The sequence below is a fragment of the Pseudomonas sp. P1_F1_2 genome (assembly GCF_056405815.1).
The window spans coordinates 1-23,282 of sequence record NZ_JBFUBK010000026.1; the positions used below are offsets into that span (position 1 = coordinate 1).

The 23,282-nt window shown below is 60.4% G+C and carries 20 protein-coding genes; 17 read left to right on the top strand and 3 right to left on the bottom strand.

The window, feature by feature from the left end:
• The first annotated feature begins 543 nt into the window (after positions 1-543).
• From AC1D2P_RS10130 to AC1D2P_RS10205, 16 genes are all read left to right on the top strand, one after another.
• Entirely contained in the window at positions 544-1,203 is a 660-nt protein-coding gene (locus AC1D2P_RS10130; protein WP_223525364.1) for a lysozyme inhibitor LprI family protein, read from the top strand.
• A gap of 181 nt (positions 1,204-1,384) precedes the next feature.
• Positions 1,385-2,056 (top strand): GntR family transcriptional regulator, encoded by a 672-nt coding sequence (locus tag AC1D2P_RS10135; RefSeq protein WP_046027847.1) that lies wholly within the window; start codon positions 1,385-1,387, stop codon positions 2,054-2,056.
• A gap of 114 nt (positions 2,057-2,170) precedes the next feature.
• Complete coding sequence (locus AC1D2P_RS10140) at positions 2,171-3,103, top strand: 4-hydroxyproline epimerase (protein ID WP_477811415.1); 933 nt, start codon at positions 2,171-2,173, stop codon at positions 3,101-3,103.
• Complete coding sequence (locus AC1D2P_RS10145) at positions 3,100-4,215, top strand: NAD(P)/FAD-dependent oxidoreductase (RefSeq protein WP_477758321.1); 1,116 nt, start codon at positions 3,100-3,102, stop codon at positions 4,213-4,215. Before AC1D2P_RS10140 ends, AC1D2P_RS10145 begins: the two co-directional genes overlap by 4 nt.
• Positions 4,208-4,444, top strand: coding sequence for a (2Fe-2S)-binding protein (locus AC1D2P_RS10150; RefSeq protein ID WP_109787173.1), 237 nt, complete (start codon positions 4,208-4,210; stop codon positions 4,442-4,444). Before AC1D2P_RS10145 ends, AC1D2P_RS10150 begins: the two co-directional genes overlap by 8 nt.
• Entirely contained in the window at positions 4,441-5,697 is a 1,257-nt protein-coding gene (locus AC1D2P_RS10155) for an FAD-dependent oxidoreductase (RefSeq protein ID WP_477758322.1), read from the top strand. Before AC1D2P_RS10150 ends, AC1D2P_RS10155 begins: the two co-directional genes overlap by 4 nt.
• 74 nt (positions 5,698-5,771) lie before the next feature.
• Positions 5,772-6,521, top strand: coding sequence for an AraC family transcriptional regulator (locus tag AC1D2P_RS10160; protein WP_477758323.1), 750 nt, complete (start codon positions 5,772-5,774; stop codon positions 6,519-6,521).
• Positions 6,522-6,752: 231 nt separating this feature from the next.
• Entirely contained in the window at positions 6,753-7,571 is an 819-nt protein-coding gene (locus tag AC1D2P_RS10165) for an ABC transporter substrate-binding protein (RefSeq protein ID WP_046027197.1), read from the top strand.
• Positions 7,572-7,581: 10 nt separating this feature from the next.
• Positions 7,582-9,360: a cis-3-hydroxy-L-proline dehydratase gene (lhpI, locus tag AC1D2P_RS10170; protein WP_477811416.1), complete on the top strand. Its 1,779-nt coding sequence runs from the start codon at positions 7,582-7,584 to the stop codon at positions 9,358-9,360.
• The gene (locus AC1D2P_RS10175) at positions 9,353-10,018 is read left to right on the top strand and encodes an amino acid ABC transporter permease (RefSeq protein ID WP_046027196.1); all 666 of its coding nucleotides are present in this window, start codon (positions 9,353-9,355) and stop codon (positions 10,016-10,018) included. Before lhpI ends, AC1D2P_RS10175 begins: the two co-directional genes overlap by 8 nt.
• A 10-nt stretch (positions 10,019-10,028) precedes the next feature.
• On the top strand, positions 10,029-10,679 hold the full coding sequence (locus tag AC1D2P_RS10180) for an amino acid ABC transporter permease (RefSeq protein ID WP_046027195.1): 651 nt from the start codon (positions 10,029-10,031) through the stop codon (positions 10,677-10,679).
• Positions 10,672-11,394 (top strand): amino acid ABC transporter ATP-binding protein, encoded by a 723-nt coding sequence (locus AC1D2P_RS10185; RefSeq protein ID WP_046027194.1) that lies wholly within the window; start codon positions 10,672-10,674, stop codon positions 11,392-11,394. Before AC1D2P_RS10180 ends, AC1D2P_RS10185 begins: the two co-directional genes overlap by 8 nt.
• Before the next feature lie 62 nt (positions 11,395-11,456).
• Positions 11,457-12,485, top strand: coding sequence for a trans-3-hydroxy-L-proline dehydratase (locus AC1D2P_RS10190; RefSeq protein ID WP_109787170.1), 1,029 nt, complete (start codon positions 11,457-11,459; stop codon positions 12,483-12,485).
• Between the two features lie 125 nt (positions 12,486-12,610).
• A complete protein-coding gene (locus AC1D2P_RS10195; protein WP_046027192.1) occupies positions 12,611-13,528 on the top strand; it encodes a dihydrodipicolinate synthase family protein in 918 nt (305 codons plus the stop codon).
• A gap of 71 nt (positions 13,529-13,599) precedes the next feature.
• Positions 13,600-14,997 carry a fosfomycin efflux MFS transporter AbaF gene (gene abaF / locus AC1D2P_RS10200; protein WP_046027191.1) on the top strand — a complete coding sequence of 466 codons (1,398 nt, stop codon included), beginning with the start codon at positions 13,600-13,602 and terminating at the stop codon, positions 14,995-14,997.
• A 26-nt stretch (positions 14,998-15,023) separates the two neighbouring features.
• Entirely contained in the window at positions 15,024-16,604 is a 1,581-nt protein-coding gene (locus AC1D2P_RS10205) for an aldehyde dehydrogenase (NADP(+)) (RefSeq protein ID WP_477758325.1), read from the top strand.
• A gap of 32 nt (positions 16,605-16,636) precedes the next feature.
• Here AC1D2P_RS10205 and AC1D2P_RS10210 read toward each other — a convergent pair whose 3' ends face one another.
• Positions 16,637-17,644, bottom strand: a complete 1,008-nt coding sequence (locus tag AC1D2P_RS10210; protein WP_477758326.1) for an Ldh family oxidoreductase — start codon at positions 17,642-17,644, stop codon at positions 16,637-16,639.
• Between the two features lie 218 nt (positions 17,645-17,862).
• Between AC1D2P_RS10210 and AC1D2P_RS10215 the strand changes: the two genes are divergently transcribed.
• Entirely contained in the window at positions 17,863-19,053 is a 1,191-nt protein-coding gene (locus tag AC1D2P_RS10215) for an EAL domain-containing response regulator (protein WP_477758327.1), read from the top strand.
• 91 nt (positions 19,054-19,144) lie between these two features.
• On the opposite strand, the gene AC1D2P_RS10220 is transcribed toward AC1D2P_RS10215, so the two are convergent.
• Complete coding sequence (locus AC1D2P_RS10220) at positions 19,145-19,594, bottom strand: outer membrane protein assembly factor BamE (protein ID WP_046027188.1); 450 nt, start codon at positions 19,592-19,594, stop codon at positions 19,145-19,147.
• A gap of 69 nt (positions 19,595-19,663) precedes the next feature.
• Positions 19,664-23,113, bottom strand: coding sequence for a YadA-like family protein (locus AC1D2P_RS10225; protein WP_477758328.1), 3,450 nt, complete (start codon positions 23,111-23,113; stop codon positions 19,664-19,666).
• Between the last annotated feature and the right edge of the window lie 169 nt (positions 23,114-23,282).

Sequence of the window (23,282 nt, forward strand, 5' to 3'; positions counted from 1 at the left end):
TAGCTGAGTTGGGCAGGCATGACGGATCCTTTCCGGGCTGGATGCAGGAGGTTGATGGCCAAATCCCTTCAGAGGCAGATACAACGTCGCCTCACAACCAACACAACTACATCCGAACCCATCCACTGCCCGGAAACCGTTGACGACCTGGACGCAGTTCATATTTCTTATGGGAACTGACAGCCCACGATCCGAAAGGTATGGATAGCTATAGATCGTTTTTTTTATTACGCAAATTCAAGCATTTCCATCTTTAGCTAATGGCTTATTGATATTTTTAGTTCTATAAGCACCTGAACTTAAAGGGCTGCCGCCAAAGGCCAATACCCAATAGTTATAAAGCGTCGAAGTAAAACAATAATTAACTGTAAAAGCCCAATGACTGTTTTGTTGTAACGCTAATAGCCAGACATCATTAAAATCAGCGAAGCCCCCCCACTTTCATCGCTCAGTTAAGATGTGGCTGGATGGAACTTCTCTCGCTTGAGGTTATAGTCCCGTACAGAAAAGCCCCGTACAGAAAATGATCCGGGTGACGTCAACATGAAAACGCTCACGGCCCTTTTCACCTGCTTGCATGTTGCCAGCGTATGCGCGGTCACGATCTCCTGCGCGAATGCTGCGTCACCTGCGCGCACCTTCAAGACCAGCTTCGACTGCGCCGACACAAAAGCATCCGTCGAGAAACTCATCTGCCGCGATCCGCAACTGGCGCAAATGGATATTGAACTGATGCGTCTCTATCGACTGGCGCTCACGGATGAGCATTCGGTGCCGCCCGCAAACAAAGTCATGATCGACCAGCAGTTCTGGATCGAGGCCCGCAACCAGTGTGGTTCCGGGCCGGAGTCCAAGGCATGCGTGATCCGCAGTTATGCCGAACGTGCGTATCAGCTCCGCCAAGGCTCGGCCATTGTGAGAACCAAGGATCCAGACAGACTGACCGAAGGCCCCCAGGCGTTCCGTTGTACCGGGCTTAGCGACTTGATGACTGCGACATTTTTTAATACGCAGCCAGGCGTGGTTTACCTGAAATGGGCGAACTCCTCGATCACCCTGAGCCAGGTGCAAAGTGATTTTGAAACCCGATACACCGGCAAGAATTACCAGGGGAACTACAGCTTTCGGCAAAACGAAAACGGGGTCTATTTCCAGAAGCCTGGTGCCGGGGAAGTAAGCTGTACGGCCGAGCCGGTTGGTTGAGGGCTCTGCCTGTCCAGGGATTGTAGTTATCCCTCCTCCCCCCTTGTTGCCGGTCGTCCACCTGCTCGATTTCCATGATCAAGACCCATTGCGTAAGCCATTTGCCATCGACAGTGCGGTTGAGCAACACCCGGCAAAATTCGTATACCATATCTACAATTCATTCCGAACGACCGCCGCCGTGACCCAAACCAAATTCAATGCTCCAGACCTTGGCAATGCGCCTTCGACGTCGGAAATCATCACTCGCCATCTGCGGGACGCAATCGTTGCCGGGCATTTTGACGAGGACGAGCCGATTCGCCAGGACGACATCGCGCGGCAGTTCAACGTCAGCAAGATCCCGGTGCGCGAAGCGCTCAAGCGCCTGGAGGCTGAAGGCCTGGTGATGTTCCAGCGTAATCGCGGGGCGATGGTGACGCGGGTGTCCGACGCAGAACTGGCGCAGATGTTCGAAGTGCGCATGCTGCTCGAAGACAAAGTGCTGCGCCTGGCCATCCCTAACATGACCGAAGAAACCTTCGCCCGTGCCGAACGTATCTGCCAGGAATTCATCGGCGAAGATGACGTGGGACGCTGGGCCGAGCTCAATTGGGAACTGCATTCCTGCCTTTACGAACCGGCGCAACGCCCGTTTCTGGTCGGCCTGATTCGTTCGGTCAACGACAAACTGGAGCGTTACCTGCGCATGCAGATGAGCCTCTCGGCCGGCAAGGATCGCGCCGATCATGAACACCGGGAGATTTTGGCGGCCTGTCGCGCCGGCGACGTGGACCTGGCGGTGAAGCTGCTCGACGAGCACATTGCCGGGGTCTGCAAGACGCTGTTCGAGCACCTGCCGCACCATCACTAACCGCTCGCCGCACTGTGCCGATATCGTCATCGGCGCTGGATAAAACCATCAAGCCGGCGCCCCCCCGCACGGGCCACTCTTTCGTTCACTCATCTGAACGGACGTGGCCCTGTTATGAAACGAATCAGCGTGATCGACTCCCACACTGGCGGCGAACCTACCCGCCTGGTGACGGCAGGTTTTCCCGACCTGGGTTCCGGCAGCATGGCCGAACGTCGGCAGCGGCTGGCTGAGCAGCATGATCGGTGGCGCGCCGCGTGTGTGCTCGAACCACGGGGCAGCGACGTACTCGTTGGCGCCCTGCTCTGCCAGCCCGTCGATCCGACCGCGTGTGCCGGCGTGATCTTCTTCAACAACAGCGGTTATCTGGGTATGTGCGGCCACGGCACCATTGGCCTGGTGGCTTCGTTGGCCCATATGGGCAAGATCGGCCCGGGCGTACACAGCATCGAAACGCCAGTGGGCACAGTGCAGGCAACGCTGCACGAAGACCATTCAGTGAGCGTACGCAACGTGCCCGCTTACCGTTACCGCAAGGCGCTGGCGCTCGAAGTGCCAGGTGTTGGAACGGTGGTCGGCGATGTGGCTTGGGGTGGCAACTGGTTTTTMCTGATCGCCGAGCATGGCCTGCGTGTGGCCGGTGACAACCTCGATGCATTGACCGCGTATACCTTTGCCGTGCAGCAAGCGTTGGAAGCCCAGGGCATTCGCGGTGAAGACGGCGGGCTGATCGATCACGTCGAGCTGTTCGCCGATGACGAACACGCCGACAGTCGCAACTTCGTCCTCTGCCCCGGCAAAGCCTACGACCGCTCACCCTGCGGCACCGGCACCAGTGCCAAACTGGCGTGCCTGGCGGCTGACGACAAATTGCAGCCGGGACAGATCTGGCGCCAGGCCAGCGTCATCGGCAGCGAGTTCGAGGGTTCATACGAACTTCAGGGCGAGCGCATCGTGCCGACGATTCGCGGTCGTGCCTACATCAGCGCCGAAGCCAGCCTGATCATCGAACAGGACGATCCATTCGCTTGGGGCATTCGCCCGTGAGTGAAGGCCTGATCGCCGATGTGATCGTGATTGGCGCCGGCATCATCGGCGCCGCCTGTGCCCAGGCGCTTGTCCGCCGTGGCTTGCGCGTGCTGGTGGTGGACGCCGGCATCCCCGGTGCGACAGCGGCAGGCATGGGTCACCTGCTGGTCCTGGACGACAACCCGGCTGAACTGGCCCTCAGTCAATATTCCCTGCAACGCTGGCGCGAACACGGGCCGGATCTGCCCGACGGCTGCGCCTACCGCAGCAACGGCACCCTCTGGCTGGCGGCCAACGCCGAAGAAATGACGGTCGCCCACAGCAAATACCTGAACCTTCAAGCTCAAGGCGTTGCCTGTGAACTGATTAGCCGCCGTGCGTTGCGCGAGCGCGAACCCGAGTTGCGCGAGGGCCTGGAAGGCGGTTTGTTAATCAATGGCGACGGCATTCTCTATGCCCCGGCGACGGCTAACTGGATGCTCGACACGACGAACATCCAGCAGCTGCGGGCGCGAGTCAGTGAAGTCGATGGCAACCGTGTACGCCTGGATGACGGTCGCTGGCTGAGTGCCGAAGCCGTGATTCTGGCCAACGGCGTTCAGGCCAACGAGTTATGCCCGGAATTGCCAATCGAACCGAAGAAAGGCCACTTGCTGATCACCGACCGCTACCCCGCCAAGGTCACGCACACCTTGGTGGAGCTCGGCTATGTCACCAGTGCCCATAACGCCTCGGGCCCCTCGACGGCTTGCAACATTCAACCTCGACCAACCGGGCAATTGTTCATCGGTGCCTCGCGGCAATTCGGCACCACTGACCCGCAGGTCGAAGGCTGGATGCTCGCCAAAATGCTCAAGCGTGCGATCGAATACATGCCGGGGTTGGCGCAGCTCAATGGCATCCGCGCCTGGACCGGCTTTCGCGCCGCCAGCCCCGACGGCTTACCGCTGGTGGGTCAGCACCCAAAGCGCAAGGGCCTGTGGCTGGCCGTCGGCCACGAAGGACTGGGCGTCACCACGGCCCCCGGCACGGCCGATTTGCTGGTCGCGCAACTGTTCAACGAAACATCGCCGCTCGCCGCACATCCATATCTGCCGCAGCGTTTTCTGGGAGAGCCCGTTTATGCCTGAATTGATGCTCGATGGCCGTTCCCTGCGCGTTGCCGAGGGCACCAGTGTCGCGGCCGCGCTGGCATTGGGAAGCGACGGTTGCAGTCGGACTTCGGTCAGTGGTCAACGCCGCGCGCCCTTGTGCGGCATGGGTATTTGCCAGGAATGCCGGGTGACCATCGACGGTCGACGCCGTCTGGCCTGCCAGACACTGTGCCGTGACGGCATGCAAGTGGAGACACGCACATGAGCGAATATGCCGACGTGCTGATTATCGGTGCCGGCCCTGCCGGTATGGCCGCCGCCCTCGCCGCCGCGCCTGGCGGTGCACGTATCGTCATGCTCGACGACAACCCCGCGCCGGGCGGACAAATCTGGCGCGACGGGCCTCAGGCCAATTTGCCGACGCTGGCCCGTGATCTGCGTGATCAATTACAGCGCTGCGACAACATCCGCGTCCATTCCGGGGCCCGGGTGATCGCCTGCTCCGGGCCGAAACAATTATTGGTCGAAGATGCTGATCGTGGCTGGCTGATTGCGTACGACAAACTGATTTTGTGCACCGGCGCCCGTGAGTTGCTGCTGCCCTTCCCCGGCTGGACACTGCCCGGCGCAACAGGCGCGGGCGGCCTTCAGGCATTGATCAAGGGCGGCCTGCCGGTACAGGGCGAACGCGTGGTGATCGCCGGCAGCGGGCCGTTGTTGTTGGCCAGCGCCGCGACCGCAAAACACAAGGGTGCCCGGGTGCTGCGCATCGCCGAGCAGGCTTCAACGGCGGCAGTCGCCGGGTTCGCCGCACAACTGCCGCGCTGGCCCAACAAACTGCTGCAGTCGTTCACGTTGTTCGATCGCCATTACCGCACCGGCACCCACGTGTTGGCGGCGTTGGGTACCGAGCGGCTGGAAGGCATACGCCTGCAACAGCAAGGGAAAATCGTCGAACTGGAATGTGATCGCCTGGCCTGTGGCTTCGGCCTGATCCCCAACACTCAAATTGGCCAGGCCCTGGGCTGTGATCTCGATGGCCACGCCCTCGCGGTCGATACCTGGCAAGCCACCCGCCGCGTTGATCACTATGCCGCAGGAGAATGCACGGGGTTCGGTGGCAGTGAACTGGCGTTGGTCGAAGGTGCGATTGCGGGATACGCAGCGGTCGACGACCGTCAGGCGGCTCAAGCATTGTTCTCTCGGCGCGCGCGGTGGCAGGGATTCGCCAATGCGCTGAACCAGGCATTCGCGCTCGGCCCGCAACTCAAGTCGCTGGCACAACCCGACACCCTGCTATGCCGCTGCGAAGACGTACCCTACGCGGGGCTCGCCGGGCACGCGGACTGGCGCGAAGCCAAACTGGCCAGCCGCTGCGGCATGGGCGCTTGTCAGGGTCGAGTGTGTGGCGGCGCCTTGCAGCACTTGTTCGGCTGGCAACCCTCGGTGCCACGCCCGCCGTTCAGCCCGGCACGGATCGAGACCTTGTTGTGCCTGGACGACAACCCGCCCGTTTGAATACCGGGCCAGGGCTTTCGATAGCCGGCCCGAGTCTTTATGATCCTCGGCATTGCCACCAGACGCCCAGCGCCATGTATGCCTCGCTCACGACGTTCAAACCCTGTGACCTGCCAACCCTGTTGAGCAGCTTGCAGCCGATTGCGCCGCTGCTCGACACCCTGTCCGACGTGGTGTTTTTCATCAAGGACAGCGAGGCCCGCTACGCGTTCGTCAACCAGACCCTGGCCCGACGTTGCGGCTTCAAACACCCTGACGAGTTGCTTGGGCTCACCGCCGACAGGGTCTTTCCCGAGCGTTACGGCCCGCTGTACACCGAACAGGATCGGCGCGTGCTGTCCACCGGGCGCGAACTGGCCGATCAACTCGAACTGCATCTGTATTTCGGCAATCAGCCAATGTGGTGCCTGACCCACAAACTGGCCCTGCACGATGAACAGGGCCGCATCGTTGGCCTGGCGGGCATCTCCCGCGACCTGCAACTTCCCCAGTCCAGCCATCCGGCGTTCCCGAAACTCGCTGCGGTGGACGCGCATATCCGCAAGCATTTCGCCCGCCCTATCAGCCTCGCCGAATTGACGGCGATTGCCGGGTATTCCGTGGCGCAACTGGAGCGCCACTGCAAACGCGTGTTCCAGCTCACGCCACGGCAGATAATTCACAAGGCCCGGCTGGAAGAAGGTTCGCGGCTGTTGTTGCACACCGACCTGCCCATCACAGAGATCGCCCTGCGCTGTGGTTACACCGACCACAGTGCCTTCAGCCGACAGTTCCGCGCCTTGACTAGCCTGGCACCGAGCCAATACCGCGACAGCCGCCGTTAAGGTGTTCCTTTAAGGCGCGTCATGGGGCGACTGTGCTCCCTTCTGTAACACCTTCCTGATCCGCACCCTCTCGCCTCTACCGACTCATCGTCGCGCAACCCGTCTGATTCAAGGGCTGGAAATTAATTCTGGTCTCGGGAGGAAAACAGGCACGTCCATTGCTATTGCTAATATCGTATACGAAATCCCCAATACGATATCTGACGACACTACAACCACAACGAGGCCTCTATGAAAAACCCCGCATTTGCCGTAGCCCTCAGCGCTGTCCTCAGCACTTCCTTCATCGCCACCGCCCAGGCTGACAAGCTCGACGATATTATCGGTTCGGGCAAGCTGCGTTGCGCCGTGACCCTGGACTTCCCGCCGATGGGGTTCCGCGATGAAGGTAACAACCCGGCCGGGTTCGACGTGGACTACTGCCGCGACCTGGCGAAAGTCCTCGGGGTCGAAGCCGAAGTGGTTGAAACCCCCTTCCCTGACCGCATTCCGGCGCTGATCTCCGGGCGCGCCGACGTGATCGTTGCGTCAACCTCCGACACCCTGGAACGGGCCAAGACTGTCGGCCTCACCGTGCCGTACTTTGCCTTCCAGATGGTGGTGCTGACCCGCGACAACACCGGCATCAACAGCTTCGCCGATATCAAAGGCAAACCCCTGGGTAACACCAGCGGCACCTATGAAGCCATCGCCCTGGAAAAAGACGTGAAGAACTGGGGCAGCGGCACCTTCCGCGCTTATCAGTCGCAGAACGATACGTTGCTGGCCGTCGCTCAGGGCCACATCGACGCAACCGTCGTCACCAATACCGTGGCCGCCGCCACCATCAAGTCGGGCAAATACAAGAACCTGAAGGTCGCCGGTAACGCACCGTACACCATTGACTATGTCTCCCTGGGTGCCAAGCGTAACGAGTATGGCCTGCTCAACTACCTGAACCTGTTCGTCAACCAGCAAGTCCGTAGCGGCCGCTACGAGGAACTGTTCACCAAATGGGTCGGCACCGAGATCAAGCCTTCCGACCTGACCGTGCCCAAGGTCTACTACTAAGATGTCCGGCATGCCTGGGGCCACTTCCCTTTCCGGTCGCAGTCTGGTCGCGGGCGCCGCACAAGGCGCCCWGCTGTTCGCCGATGTCGGGCTGAGTTTCTGGGGCGGCGTTGACCCGTTCAGCGGTGAGGTCATCGACCGTCATCACCCGCTCAGCGGCGAGCATTTGGCCGGTCGTGTGCTGGCCATTCCCAGCGGTCGCGGCTCGTGCACTGGCAGCAGTGTCCTGATGGAGTTGATCAGTAATGGTCACGCACCGGCCGCACTGGTGCTGGCCGAACCCGATGAGATCCTGACCCTGGGCGTGCTGGTGGCACAGACCATTTTCGAGCGTTCCCTGCCGGTGCTGTGCATCGGTCAGGAGGCCTTCGCCGCCTTGCGCGGCAAGGCGTTTGCCCGGGTCGAGAATTCATCGGTGACACTGTTCGAACACCTGCCCGGCGATGCCTGGCAGGCACTCGAAAATTCATCGCAAACCGTCGAAACAAGCGCCTCGATCGAGCTCACTGAACTCGACCGGGCGCTGCTCGATGGTGAGCATGGCAAGGCGGCACAAATTGCCATGCAAATCGTCCTGCGCATGGCCGAACTGCAAGGTGCCCGATGCCTGGTGGATGTCACTCAAGCGCACATCGACGGCTGCATCTATACCGGCCCGGCCAGCCTGCGGTTTGCCGAACAGTTGGTGCAGTGGGGCGCAAAAGTGCGGGTGCCGACGACCCTCAATTCAATCTCCGTCGACCAGCGTCGTTGGCGAGAATTGGGCATCGATCCCGCGCTTGGCGTACCGGCCAGCGCTTTGGGTGATGCCTACATGGCAATGGGGGCGCAGCTGAGCTTTACCTGTGCGCCCTACCTGCTGGACAGCGCGCCGAAGGCCGGTGAACAGATCGTCTGGGCCGAATCAAACGCTGTGGTTTACGCCAACAGTGTGCTCGGTGCACGGACGCTGAAGTACCCGGACTACCTGGATATCTGCATCGCCCTGACCGGTCGCGCGCCCTTGATTGGCTGCCATCTGGACGCTCAACGCAAAGCCCGTTTGCACATTGAGTTACCCGCATTGGGTGAACTGGATGACGCGTTCTATCCGTTGCTGGGCTATCACATTGGCGCGCTGGCGGGCAGCCGGATTCCGTTGGTGTACGGGTTGGAACGGCGCACGCCAAGCCTGGATGACCTGAAAGCCTTCGGCGCGGCGTTTGCCACCACCTCTGCCGCACCGTTGTTCCATATCGCCGGTGTCACCCCGGAAGCCCTCGACCCGGCACAGGTTCTGGAGCCGGATCAAACCCTGCCGGTGGAAACCATTTGCCTGAAGGACCTGCTGCACAGTTGGCGCAAGCTCAACAGTGCGCGTGAGAACCGGGTGGATGTGGTCTCGCTGGGCAATCCGCACTTTTCCCTCGGCGAGTTCGCTCACCTGGCGCGACTGTGTCGCAACCGGGTCAAGCATCCCGACGTGGTCCTTGCCATCACCTGCGGCCGCGCGGTGCTGGAGCAGGCGCGCGAGGCTGGGCACATCAGCGTGATCGAAGCCTTCGGCGCAACCCTCGTCACGGATACCTGCTGGTGCATGCTCGGTGAACCGGTGATCCCGCTGGACGCCAAAACCTTGATGACCAATTCGGGCAAATACGCCCATTACGCACCCGGCCTGGTCGGTCGAAAGGTGCACTTCGCCAACCTTGCCGAATGCGTCGATGCAGCCTGCAGCGCTACGGCCAGCGGACGCTTGCCCGCCTGGCTGCAACCGGCTGTCCACCTGGAGAACACCGCGCATGTTTGATTACACCTTCCAATGGCGCTCGGCCCTGCGCGCCCTGCCGGACATGCTCGCCGGGGCGGTGGTCACCTTCGAAACCGCCGCCTTGTCGATGATCTTCGGAGTGCTCATCGCCCTGGCCCTGACGGTGATGCGCGAAGCCAAAAACCCGGTGCTGCGCGGCTTCGGCAACGGCTGGGTGTCGATCGCCCGCAACACCCCGTCGCTGTTTCAGGTTTACGTCCTCTACTTCGGCCTTGGCTCACTGGAGTTGCATGTCAGCTCCTGGTTCGCCCTGCTGGCGGGGATCACCTTCAACAACGCCGGCTACCTCGCGGAAAACTTCCGCGGCGGCCTCAAGGCTGTGCCCGGCACACAAGTGCGGGCCGCGCGATCGCTGGGCATGAGTGCCTTCCAGACCTACCGGATGATCATCGTCCCGCAGTTGCTGCGGATCGTGTTCTACCCGTTGAGCAATCAAATGGTATGGGCGGTGTTGATGACCTCGCTGGGGGTGATTGTCGGCCTGAACAATGACCTCACCGGGGTGACCCAGGACTTCAACGTCAAGACGTTCCGCACCTTCGAATACTTCGCCATTGCCGCGGTGCTGTATTACCTGATTGCCAAGGCGATCGTCGCGACGGCCCGGCTGATGGCCTGGCGGCTGTTCCGTTACTGAGGACCTGACCATGTTTACCACCAGTTTTTCCTGGAATGACCTGCAGTTTCTGCTCAATGGCGCCTGGGTCACTCTGCAACTGACGTTCTGGTCGATCATCCTCGGCTCTGTCGCCGGGTTGGTGTTCGGCTTGTTGCGGGCGCTGCTGCCACGCGCCAGCCTGCCACTGGCCTGGGTGCTGGACGTGTTTCGCAGCGTGCCGCTGTTGATTCAGTTTGTGCTGTTCAACTCGCTAAAGAGCATCGTCGGTCTGGACATCAGCGCTTTCAGCGTTGGCTGCATCGTGCTCGGGGTCTACGCCGCCGCGTACTTCACCGAGATCGTGCGCGGTGGTGTGCTCGCGGTGCCGTTTACCGTGCGCCGCGCCAGTCGCTCGCTGGGCCTGAGCTTCTTCCAGGACCTGCGCTGGATCGTCTTGCCGATCGCCACGCGCGTAGCGTTTCCCGGTTGGCTGAACCTCGTGCTCGGTGTGATGAAAGACACCGCGCTGGTGATGTGGATCGGCATCGTCGAGTTGCTGCGCGCCTCGCAAACCATCGTGACCCGCATCCAGGAACCGTTGCTGGTGCTGTGCATCGCGGGCCTCATCTATTACGTCATGAGCCTGGTGGTTGCCCGCCTTGGCGCTCGTCTGGAAAGAAGGTGGCAAGAAAATGATTGAGATCGACAACGTACACAAATCCTTCGGCAACCTGGAGGTGGTCAAGGGCGTGAACCTGACCGTGAGCAAGGGTGAAGTGGTGTCGATCATCGGTGGCTCGGGCTCGGGCAAGTCGACCCTGCTGATGTGCATCAACGGCCTGGAGCCGATTCAGAAAGGCAATATCCGCGTGGACGGTGTCGAGGTTCACCACAGCGCCACCGACCTCAATCGCCTGCGGCAGAAGATCGGCATCGTGTTCCAGCAATGGAACGCCTTTCCGCACCTGACCGTGATGGAGAACGTGATGCTGGCGCCGCGCAAAGTCCTCGGAAAAAGCAAGGCTGAAGCCGAGGAGCTGGCGGTGCGGCAACTGACCCACGTGGGGTTGGGTGACAAGCTCAAGGCCTTTCCCGGCAAATTGTCCGGCGGTCAGCAGCAGCGCATGGCCATCGCCCGCGCCCTGGCCATGTCACCGGATTACATGTTGTTCGACGAAGCCACCTCGGCCCTCGATCCGCAACTGGTGGGCGAAGTGCTGGACACCATGCGCATGCTCGCCGAAGACGGCATGACCATGGTGTTGGTGACCCACGAGATTCGCTTCGCTCGCGACGTGTCGGACCGCGTGGCGTTTTTCCGCAATGGCCTGGTGCACGAGATCGGCACGCCCGAGCAAGTTATCGGCAACCCGGTGCATGCGGAAACGGCGGCGTTTCTTAAATCGGTGAAGTAACGGATGGCCCATCGCGGGCTTGCCCGCGATGAGGCCCTAACAGGCAACAAAAGGATCAAGTCATGCGCTCATCGAAAGTCATACATGTCGTCAGCTGCCACGCCGAAGGCGAAGTCGGCGATGTCATCGTTGGGGGCGTTGCCCCGCCACCAGGCGCCACCGTCTGGGAACAATCACGCTGGATCGCCCGGGATGAAACCCTGCGCAATTTCGTGCTCAACGAACCACGCGGGGGAGTATTTCGCCACGTCAATCTGCTGGTGCCGGCCAAGGACCCACGGGCGCAAATGGCCTGGATCATCATGGAACCGGCAGACACCCCACCGATGTCCGGCTCCAACTCGCTGTGTGTCGCCACGGTGTTGCTCGACACCGGTATTCTGCCGATGACCGAACCGCAAACCCGGCTGGTACTCGAAGCCCCGGGCGGGCTGATCGAGGCCGTCGCCGATTGCCGCGATGGCAAGGTCGAGCGGGTGGAAATCAAGAACGTACCCTCCTTCGCTGACCGTCTTGATGCGTGGATCGAAGTCGAAGGCCTGGGCTCACTGCAAGTTGACACTGCGTACGGTGGCGACAGTTTTGTGATCGCCGATGCCAAGCGCCTGGGGTTCTCCATCCGTCCCGACGAGGCGGCTGACCTGGTCGAGGCCGGGCTGAAAATCACCCGGGCGGCCAACGAACAACTGGGCTTCGTACATCCGCTGAACCCCGAGTGGTCGCACATTTCCTTCTGCCAGATCGCCGCGCCCATCGTCCATGAAAACGGCATCGCCACCGGCGCCAATGCGGTGGTGATTCAACCCGGCAAAATCGACCGCTCACCCACCGGCACCGGCTGCTCGGCGCGCATGGCGGTGTTGCAAGCCAAGGGTTTGATGCAGGTGGGCGATCGTTTTATTGGCCGCTCGATCATCGGTTCCGAGTTCCACTGCCGCATCGATTCGCTGACGGAGGTGGCCGGTCGACCGGCGATCTACCCGTGTATTTCCGGACGAGCCTGGATCACCGGGACTCATCAGTTGCTGCTCGATCCGAGCGATCCATGGCCACAAGGCTACCGACTGTCTGACACCTGGCCTGGCGCCTGATCCCTGCCGTCGAAACACTGACCAACGGCTAGCAAAAACCCCTTGAAACCCGAAAAAAGCGCTAGCCGAATTTACTCACTTGCAATATCGTATACGAAATACGAACGAACCCATCGGAGGCAACAATGAGCAAACGCATTAACTGGAGTGGCGTCTTCCCCGCGGTGACCACTCAATTCAACGACGACTTTTCCATCAACCTGGAAAAAACCCATCAGGTGATTTCCAACGTGATCCGTGACGGCGTGTCGGGCCTGGTGGTGTGCGGTTCCGTGGGGGAAAACACCTCGCTGACCGCCGAAGAAAAAATCGCCGTGACCGAAGTCGCGGTCGACGCCGCTCGCGGTCGCGTTCCGGTGATCTGCGGAGTAGCTGAGTTCACCAGTGTGGCCGCCGCCAAAGTCGCAAACGCAGTACGCCGTGTGGGCGTCGACGGCGTCATGCTGATGCCGGCACTGGTCTACGGCTCCAAGCCGTTCGAAACCGCCGAGCATTACCGTTACGTGGCAAAAAACGCCGACGTACCGCTGATGGTCTACAACAACCCGCCGATCTACAAAAACGATGTCACCCCGGACATCCTGATATCCCTGGCCGACTGCGACAACGTGGTGTGCTTCAAGGACTCCTCTGGCGACACGCGCCGTTTCATCGACGTGCGCAATGAAGTCGGTGATCGTTTTGTGCTGTTCGCCGGTCTCGACGACGTGGTGCTGGAAAGCATTGCGGTGGGCGCCGAAGGCTGGGTCTCGGGGATGTCCAACGTGTTCCCCAAAGAAGGCGAAACCATCTTCCGCCTGGCCAAGGCCGGTCGCTTCGCCGAAGCCATGCCGATCTACGAATGGTTGATGCCGATCCTGCACCTCGACGCCCGTGCCGACCTGGTGCAGTGCATCAAGCTGTGCGAAGCCATCGCCGGTCGCGGCAGCGCGCTGACCCGTCCACCACGCCTGGCCCTGCCGGAAGCTGACCGCGTGTTCGTCGAGCAGATCATGGCCAAGGCCCTGGCCAACCGTCCGGAGCTGCCGGACGTCGGTCTCTGAGTGATTGCCGGGCGGGCCCTTAGGGGCCCGAACCGGCTGCCTGTTTTTGCGCCCCCACAGGAAACGTCAGCATGTCCAATCCCCCAAGCTCGTCCAGCGCAACCACACCCTCGGGACTCAAGCGCGTCGTGGCAGCCGCCATGGCCGGCACCGTCGCCGAATGGTATGAATTCTTTCTCTACGGCACCGCCTCGGCACTGGTCTTCGGCCAGTTGTTCTTTCGCCAGACCGGCAACCCGGTCGACGGCATCCTCGCCGCTTTCGCCTTGTACGCCGTCGGGTTTCTCGCCCGTCCGTTGGGTGGCCTGGTGTTCGGTCACTACGGTGACAAATTCGGCCGCAAGCGTCTGCTGCAACTGAGTCTGGTGGTGGTCGGCATCACCACGTTCCTGATGGGTTGCCTGCCCGGTTTCGATCAGATCGGCTATGCAGCGCCGGTGTTGCTGGTGCTGTTGCGGTTGATTCAGGGGTTCGCTTTTGGCGGTGAATGGGGCGGTGCGATTCTGTTGGTGTCCGAACATTGTCCGGACAATCGTCGAGGCTTCTGGGCCAGTTGGCCGCAGGCCGGTGTCCCGGCCGGCAACCTGGTGGCCACCCTCGCCCTGTTGCTGTTGTCGTCGACCCTGTCGCAAGAACAATTCCTCGCGTGGGGCTGGCGCGTTGCGTTCTGGTTCTCGGCGGTGGTGGTGCTGATCGGCTACTGGATTCGTACCAGCGTCGATGACGCACCGATCTTCAAGGAAGCCCAGGCCCGGCAGGCGCAAAACAAGCATCAGCAACTGGGTGTGGTCGAAGTGTTGCGTCACCACTGGCGCGCCGTGTTGGTCGGTATCGGTGCGCGGTTTGCCGAAAACATCCTCTATTACACCGTCGTGACGTTCTCGATCACCTACCTGAAACTGGTGGTGCACAAGGACACGTCACAGATCCTGTTGCTGATGTTCGGCGCGCACTTGCTGCACTTCTTCCTGATCCCGCTGATGGGGTATCTGTCTGACCTGGTCGGGCGTAAACCGGTGTACCTGACCGGCGCGGTGCTCACGGCGTTCTGGGGTTTTATCGGTTTCCCGATGATGGATACCGGCAACAACTGGCTGATCATGGCGGCCATTACCCTGGGCCTGGCCATTGAATCGATGACTTATGCGCCCTACTCGGCGCTGATGGCCGAGATGTTCCCGACCCACGTGCGCTACACCGCGCTGTCCCTGTGCTATCAGGTGGCGCCGATCTTCGCCGGTTCGCTGGCCCCGCTGATCGCCCTCACCCTGCTCAACAAGTACAACAGTTCGACACCCATCGCTTTCTACCTGGTCGGCGCCGCGCTGATTTCGATAGTTGCCGTCGGGCTGACGCGTGAAACCCGTGGCAAGTCGCTGCATCAGGTGGACAGTGAATCCGCGGCGCGGATTGCTGGCCTGGACAGCACCGAACCGGCCACCACTCGCCGAGGCGATTCGCTGGCCTGATCCCCCTTCCCCTACAGGAGTTTTCCATGCCCGAGATCATCGGCCACAACTACATCGGCGGTGCGCGCAGCGCCGCCGGTACTGTCACCTTGCGAAGCCATGACGCCAGCACCGGTGAAGCGCTGCCCTATTCGTTCATGCAGGCCACGGGTGAGGAAGTCGATGCCGCAGCCCAAGCGGCCGCTGCCGCTTACCCGGCATTTCGGGCTCTGTCGGCGAGTCGGCGCGCCGAGTTTCTTGAGGCCATCGCCGCGCAACTGGATGCCTTGGATGATGACTTCGTTGCGCTGGTAACCCGTGAAACGGCGTTGCCTGCCGGGCGCATACAAGGCGAGCGTGGGCGCACCAGCGGCCAGATGCGTCTGTTCGCCCAGGTTCTGCGCCGTGGCGATTTCTATGGCGCGCGCATCGACCGGGCCTTGCCCGAGCGTCAGCCGCTGCCACGGGTCGATCTGCGTCAGTACCGGATCGGCGTCGGCCCGGTGGCGGTGTTCGGCGCGAGCAATTTCCCGCTGGCATTTTCCACCGCCGGCGGCGATACCGCAGCCGCCCTCGCAGCGGGTTGCCCGGTGGTGTTCAAGGCTCACAGCGGGCACATGGCGACCGCCGAGCGGGTGGCCGATGCGATCCTGCGCGCCGCCGAGCAAACCGACATGCCCAACGGCGTGTTCAACATGATCTACGGTGCCGGCGTCGGCGAAGCACTGGTCAAGCATCCGGCCATTCAAGCCGTGGGGTTCACCGGTTCACTCAAGGGCGGTCGCGCCCTCTGCGATATGGCCGCCGCCCGGAAGCAGCCGATCCCGGTGTTTGCCGAAATGAGCAGCATCAACCCAGTAGTGGTGTTGCCCGAAGCGCTACAAGTGCGTGGCGAGAAAATCGCCAGCGAGCTGGTGGCATCGGTAGTCCAAGGTTGTGGTCAGTTCTGTACCAATCCGGGGCTGATCATTGGCATTCGCTCCTCGACGTTCAGTGCGTTCACCGCAAGGCTGAGTCACTTGATGAACGAGCAGCCGGCTCAAACCATGCTCAACAGCGGGACACTCGCCAGCTACGGCACGGGTGTGCAAGCCCTGCTGCGCCATCCGGGTATCAGTCATCTGGCCGGCAAGGTCCAACAAGGCAATCAAGCTCAACCGCAGCTGTTCAAGGCTGACGTCAATCTGCTGCTTGATGGTGATCCGTTGTTGCAGGAAGAAGTGTTCGGCCCGACCACCCTCATCGTCGAAGTGGCCGACAAGGCAGAACTGCACCAAGCGCTGCACAGCCTGCACGGTCAGCTTACGGCCACATTGATTGCCGAGGCTGGCGACCTGCGAACCCATGGTGAACTGCTGCCACTGCTGGAACAAAAGGTCGGCCGCGTGCTGTTCAATGGCTACCCGACCGGTGTTGAAGTGTGCGATGCGATGGTGCATGGCGGGCCTTATCCGGCCACTTCCGACGCCCGTGGCACATCGGTCGGCACCTTGGCCATCGAGCGCTTTCTGCGTCCGGTTTGCTACCAGAATTGCCCGGATGCGTTGTTGCCCGAAGCGCTTCAAAACGCCAACCCGCTGGGGATCAATCGCCTGGTCGATGGCCATAACCACTGCGAACAGTTGTAAACCGAACGGGCGCCATGGGCGCCCGTCTTCTTTTAATCCAGCAATGCCTTCAAGTCGTTGTACAAGGCCTGCGGGATTTGCACCCCTTCCACCAGACTGCGCGCCCGCGCTTCATATCGCCGTTGCGACGGCAAGCGGGCACCTTGCCCTTGTATGCTTTCGAACAACGTTTCGGCACGCGCCAGGTGCTGCTCGGTGGCCTCGCCGAGAAAACGTCGCGGATCAAGTGCGATGATCAGCTCGCCATGGTACGGCGACGACTTGCTKCCAGCGTCATAGGCCAGCGATTCGGCACTGGTCAAGTCACCAATCAACGGCCCGGCAATCAGCTCCACCATCGCGGCCAGCGCCGAGCCCTTGTGCCCGCCAAACGTCAACATCGCGCCGGCATCGAGCACCACATTGGCATCGGTACTCGGTTGCCCGTCGGCGTCCACTCCCCACCCTTCGGGGATCGGCTTGCCGGCACGCCGATGCAGTTCGATATCGCCACGGGCAATCGCACTGGTGGCGAAGTCGAACACGAATGGATCTTTACCCGCACGCGGCCAACCGAACGCGATGGGATTGGTGCCGAACACGGGCTGGCTTCCCCCCGCAGGCGCGACCCAGGCATGGCTCGGATTGCAGGCCAGCGCCACCAGGCCGGCGGCGGTCAGTTGTTCGATCTCCACCCATAGTGCAGAGAAATGCACGCAGCGGTTAATGGCCAGCGCCGCAATTCCGTTTGCCCGGGTTTTCTCCTCCAGCAGCGGCAGACCGGCCTGGAAAGCCAGCTGCGAGAACCCACCCGCCGCATCGACACGCACGATCGAAGGGGCCTGATCGATCACCAGCGGCTCGGCATCGGCCCGCACTTTGCCGGCGCGCAGCGAATTGACGCAGCCCAGAATCCGGTACAAACCATGGGAGGCACAGCCATCGCGCTCGCCGGCAATCACCGTGGCGGCTACCGCTTGGGCGTGTGCAGCGTTGAAACCGTTGTGCAGCAGGATCGATTCGGCCAGCGTGCGGGCTTCGATCAGGGACAGTCGGATCATAATCAACTCCTTGGACAGACCGTCCAGACTGGCCCATTCCAAGCGTTGCGGCTTGAGCGCTTTAGGCAAGATTGATGACGAATTGGGCATACCCGTGGTGCCGTTACACCAAGCGATCACTCGGATTTTTCCTACACATCAGTGGCTTCATGCCTACAAAGTGTTGGCCTCTAGTGCGGCACTATCAGGCCATATTTCTATAATGAAGATCATTTGCGATGAATAAACCTTCGCTCCGCGCACTGGTTCTTGAGGACCATCCCTTTCAGCGAGCGTTTGCAGTCAAGGTACTCCAACACTTGGGGTGCACCGAGATCTTCCAGGCTGAAGACGGATCACAGGCGCTGGCACTGTTACAACAGGTGGGCGCCGTGGATATCACGCTGTGCGATCTGCGAATGAATGGCATGGATGGCCTGGAATTCTTGCAGCAGGCCAGCCACTCCAATTTGGTCGGCGCGATCATCATCAGCAGTTCGATGTCTTTGGATCTGCGGTATTCGGTACAGAAAATTATCTCTTTGTTGGGTATGCAGTTACTGGGCGATGTCGGCAAACCCCTGCAACCGGAAGTGTTGGCACCGTTATTGGAGAAGTACTCGGCCAGCTCATACAAGCCCTCCAGTCGAGCCCCGGACCTGGTCCTGCCTGATTGCCAGGAAGTCACCCAGGCCTTGCGTGACCGTCAGATCAAGGCGTATTACCAGCCAAAAATCAATCTGCGTACCGGCGAGATGTATGGCGTCGAAGTACTCGCCCGGTGGCTACACCCCATCAAGGGAATTTTATCGCCCGCGGTCTTCCTGCCGACGCTTGAGCGGTGCGAGATGATGGACGAGTTGCTGTTCGACCAGTTGAACCAGGCCTTGGCGCTGCAGAAACAATTGCGCGAAAAAGACATCGCCCTGAATTTCGCTTTCAACCTGCAAACGTCTCAACTGGTGGGCGGTCAACTGACGCAGCGGATCAAATCGATACTGGATCACTTCGACCTGCCAGGCGATGGCCTGACGTTTGAGTTGACCGAGGGCGGGCTTTTGGACGCGACAGCGGCCAGCCTTGAAACACTGGTTCGGCTTCGCATGATGGGTTGCCAACTGTCCATTGATGACTTTGGCGCCGGATTTTCCTCCTTGAAGCGTTTGTGCCAGTTGCCGTTCAACGAAATCAAACTGGATGGCGAGTTCGTGCGCACCTTGCACGAGCCACGCTGCCAGGCAGTTATCAGCAGCACGCTCGCACTGGGCGACTCATTGGGCATGTCAGTTGTCATCGAGGGGATCGAAACCCTGGAGCAACGAGACACGCTGCTTGATCTGGGTTGTTCAAGGGGGCAAGGATATTTTTATGCCAGCCCCATGAGCAGCGCAGATTTGCTGTCGCGTCTATCCCCTGCATCTCTCCCATGAACCCCGTGCAAACGCCAGAAACGACGAAGGCCCCATAGGGGCCTTCTTTTTTGCAGCACTGTTTCAGCAGGCAGTGGCGCTAAATTCAACGCTATTGGGAGACAGGAGCAGCAGCGCCCTCCTCGGCATTGATGTTCAGCACCTGGGCACAGGATGGCGGCAAGAACAGATACGACTGCGCAACTTTATTGTCGTCGAACATCACCTTGTACTGGCAAACCATTGGCTCGCGGGTACCGGGCCGTGGGAATTTGAAGAGGTAGTCCCACTCGCGAACGTTGAACATCGCTTCGGAGAAGTGCGGCAAACCAATCAGTTCATAAAGCTGCGGCTTGGTCAGGCCGGGCACGACCTTGCGCAAGTTCTCCACGCTCACATAACTGCCTTCGGTACGGCTGGCATCCTTGAGCGCCGGGAACACTGGGGCACTGGACTTGCCATGATCATCAACATGGCTTGGGTTGGTACCGCAACCTGCCAGCGTCGCGGCCAGGCACGCGCTCAGAAACAGGCTCACCTGTGATGTATTGGGCTTTTGCATAAGATTCTCGACACGATAAATAGGAAGAGGAGCCCGGCCTGCGCCGGGCTCTGGATCAACGTGAAAGGGTTACCACTGATAACCCACACCCACCGATGCGCCGAAGTCGCGCTGGGTGTTGGTGGTGGCTTGCATTTTGGTGACCCACCGGCCGTTATCGGAGATCCGCGACACGCCCAACGCCATCGCCGATTCCCCGCGATAGGTGCCCAAGGAACCGGAGGTCATACTTGCTCCAGCGGTATAGGGCTGAGGCAGTGCGGCCATGGCCATTGCACCGGCGATACCGGCACTCAAGTCGCTGTCCAGCTCTTTGATATTTTTGTTCAGCGAGTTGTAGACCGAATTGGTGTAGGCATTGGCGTTGTTGGTGGCGTCAGCCAATCCCTTGTTCAACTGGCTAAGGTTGACCGCGTCCGTCGGCGCCGTGCCGGCGGCCACATGGGTGATCTGTCGCTCGTTGCCCGCAGCGCCTACCGAAACACTGTTGGCGCGATCAGCCACCGAGTTGGCACCCAGCGCTACCGAGTTGTCCGCCTTGGCGGTGGAACCATTGCCGATTGCCGTCGAGTTGTTACCCGCGGCAATAGCGTTGGTGCCGACGGCCGAACTGTTCTTGCCTGATGCCTTGGCACCCGCACCACCGGCCATCGAGTCGTCGCCTGTCGCTGACGGTTTTGCCAGGTTGCTCGTGTTGTTGACCTGGAACATGCCGTCAGTGCCTTTTTGCAGGTTAGTGACATTCGTCACCGCCTGGGTCACACGGTTGTCGACGTCGGTCACCCGTTTGTCCTGATTCGCAACGGAGTTGTTGATCGAGCTGATCGAGTCATCGGTGTACTTCTTCGACTCGGCCACAGCGCCATCGAGCTGACGCAGGTTAACCGCATCGGTGGCTTCCTTACCGTCCGCGAGGTTGCTGAGTGTGCGAGTTTCGCCCGTTGCTGCGTTGCCGATGGAGGCCGTACCTGCGGTGGTGTTATTGGCACCGGAGTACTTGCCGGTATAGTTTTCAGCACCACGACCGCCATCGCTGGCCCCGCTACCCAACGCAACGCTGCCATTGGCAGAAGCCTTTGCGCCTTCGCCCACGGCAACAGCCCCATTGCCCGCCGCATTCGCACCGTTCCCCGAAGCCACGGAGCCTGCGCCCGACGCTACGGCATTCGGCCCCATGGCAATCGACTCGGCCCCACTGGCCACCGAATCAGCACCCGAGGAGTTGGCACGGAAATACTTGATGCCCCCACCGTTGTTGATCGTGTTGAAGCTGTTTTCGATAGTCGTTACCCGATTATCGATGCCGGTAACCTGTCGGCCCAAGGCATACAACTGCGAACCGTTGACCGCATCCGTGGAGTTGGCGCTCAGATCTCCCGCACCCACGTTGGTGATCTTGTTAACGGTGACACCGCCATGGCTGGCACTGAAAGCCCCCAGGCTGGTATCCCACAGCAGTGCGTCATTTTTGAGGCTTGTGATGTTGGTGGTGTTGTTGCTCACCTGGTTATTGGTTTGATTGAGCTGCGACATGTTCACCGCATCGCTGTCATCTACACCGTTCGCCACGTTGGTGATCGTGGTGCCACCGGTGTGGGTGCTGCTGTCGTAGGTATTGCCACCCAGGGTAATGGTGTTATGGGTACTGTCGTCATATTTGACCACGTCGGCCACAGAGGCAGCGGCGCCCGCAGCGACGGCTTTCAATTGTTCGACGTTAACCGCATCGGCATCGTCTGCACCGGCGGAGAGGCCAGTGATGCGGCGGTCGCCGATGTTGACTTCGCCTGTTGCGGTCCCTGCGACCAGATAAGCCTTGTGCCCCAAGGTGCTGCCGTCTGCTACCGAGCCTGCGCCCAATGCGACGCTGCCGTCGTGGCTCGCTACCGCGCCCATGCCGATCGCCACTGCATCCTGACCTGACGCTACCGAGTCGGTGCCGGTGGAGTTGGCATGGAAGTACTTGGTGCCGGTCTCGTAGAGGTTGGTCAGCGAATTACCCAGGGTGGTGATGCTGTTATTGGTTTGGGTCAATTGGGAGAAGTTCACCGCATCACTTGGCGCCTTGCCATCCGCCACGTTAGTGATACGGGTGCCGCCGGTGTGAGTGCTGTTGTCGTAGGTAGTGCCACCCAGAGTAATAGCGTTGTGGGTGCCGTCGTCATACTTGACCGCATCAGCGTCGACAGCGGCGATGGCCTGATTGGTCGCGTGCAGCTGGCTGCCATTGATGGCGTCGGTGCTGGTGGAATTGACCTGGCCAGCCGCCAGGTTAATGATCTGGCGCTCGCCGTTGACCGAACCCACACTCACCACGCCAGTGGGTGACCCGCCCGCGTAGTTGTAGGTCGTGCCGTTGATGATGCCGGTGGGCGTGGCCACGACAGCTCTGTCGGTGCTGTTGTTGCCAAGCACTACGCTGTTGTCTTGCGTGGTGGTGATGTTATTGCCGACCACGAATGTGTTGTTATTCGCGATAACGTTTCCGTTGCCGAGGCTGTAGCTGCTGTTGCCGGATACGCCGCTAAAACTGACAGAGCTTCCGGACCCGATGGCACCGGATTTATTGCCGGTGACTACGTTCAGATCGCCGATACCGATGCTGGCTGTGCCCTCGGCACGAGCACCAGTACCCAGTGCGATGGCGCTGGCCCCGGAAGCTTTTGCTGATTCACCTATCGCAGTGGCCCTCGAATTATTCGCCACCGCCAGATAACCGATACCCGTGCTGTTGAAGCCCGATGCAGTGGTCCAAGTACCTATCGCGACCGCATTCGCACCTGAAGCAATCGGAGCATTACCGATACTGACAGCACTGTAGCCGGTGGCTTTGGTGCCTGAACCAATGGCAACCGTATAACCTTCAGACGCAATAGCCGAGAAACCCAAGGCCAAAGATTTCACGATACTGGTGTTACCGCTCACTCCCGAAGTTGCGCCTTGACCAATTGCCATAGTTTCCGTCCCGTAGGCGGCCGCCCCGGTCCCGAGCGCGATGGCGTTGTACATTTGGGCCTTCGAGTTCTTGCCGATGGCTATTGCGCCGCCTATGTGCCCATCGGGCGCTATAGCGCCATTAGCGTTCGCACCACTACCCAGCGCCAGGTCATCCACCTCTGATGCGCTGGCTTTCTCGCCGCATGCGAGAGCATTGTCCCCAGAGGCTGTGGGCGCGGTCACCCATGTGCCATTGACCAAACAGGTATTGCCTGCGTAAGCAACGTTTAGGGAGCCGGCGCCAAACAACAATGCTGCAGCGGCAAGCTTAGTTACCGAATTGATCTTCTTGTGGCCGCTGGCCGCAACGCTCCCGATAAACAGTTCCACGCTCGACGCAGCGGCAGTGGTTGCGTCGCGGGGGGCGCCTAAACGATTGGATTTGGTCTTGGCAGTTGCAAGTTCCGAAGCAACACCCCAAGTATTGAGTGCCGCATTCCAAACCAACCTGAATATTTTGTTCATTACGCTACATTTCCTGCTGAGGGGGCTTGGGCCCACAGATGAACTACCCGAGGCCATGGGGCGACTGTAGATAAGTTCATTGGTGTTTAATGTAGGAAACTTCCTAGCGTTATTACCTCGCTAACATATTTCGGCGCACTACTGGCCCACCTGCTTTTGTTAGGAAATTTCCTACAAGTAGTTGGCTTTCGCCTTACATTTCCAACAATAGGATGATGTAACTGAA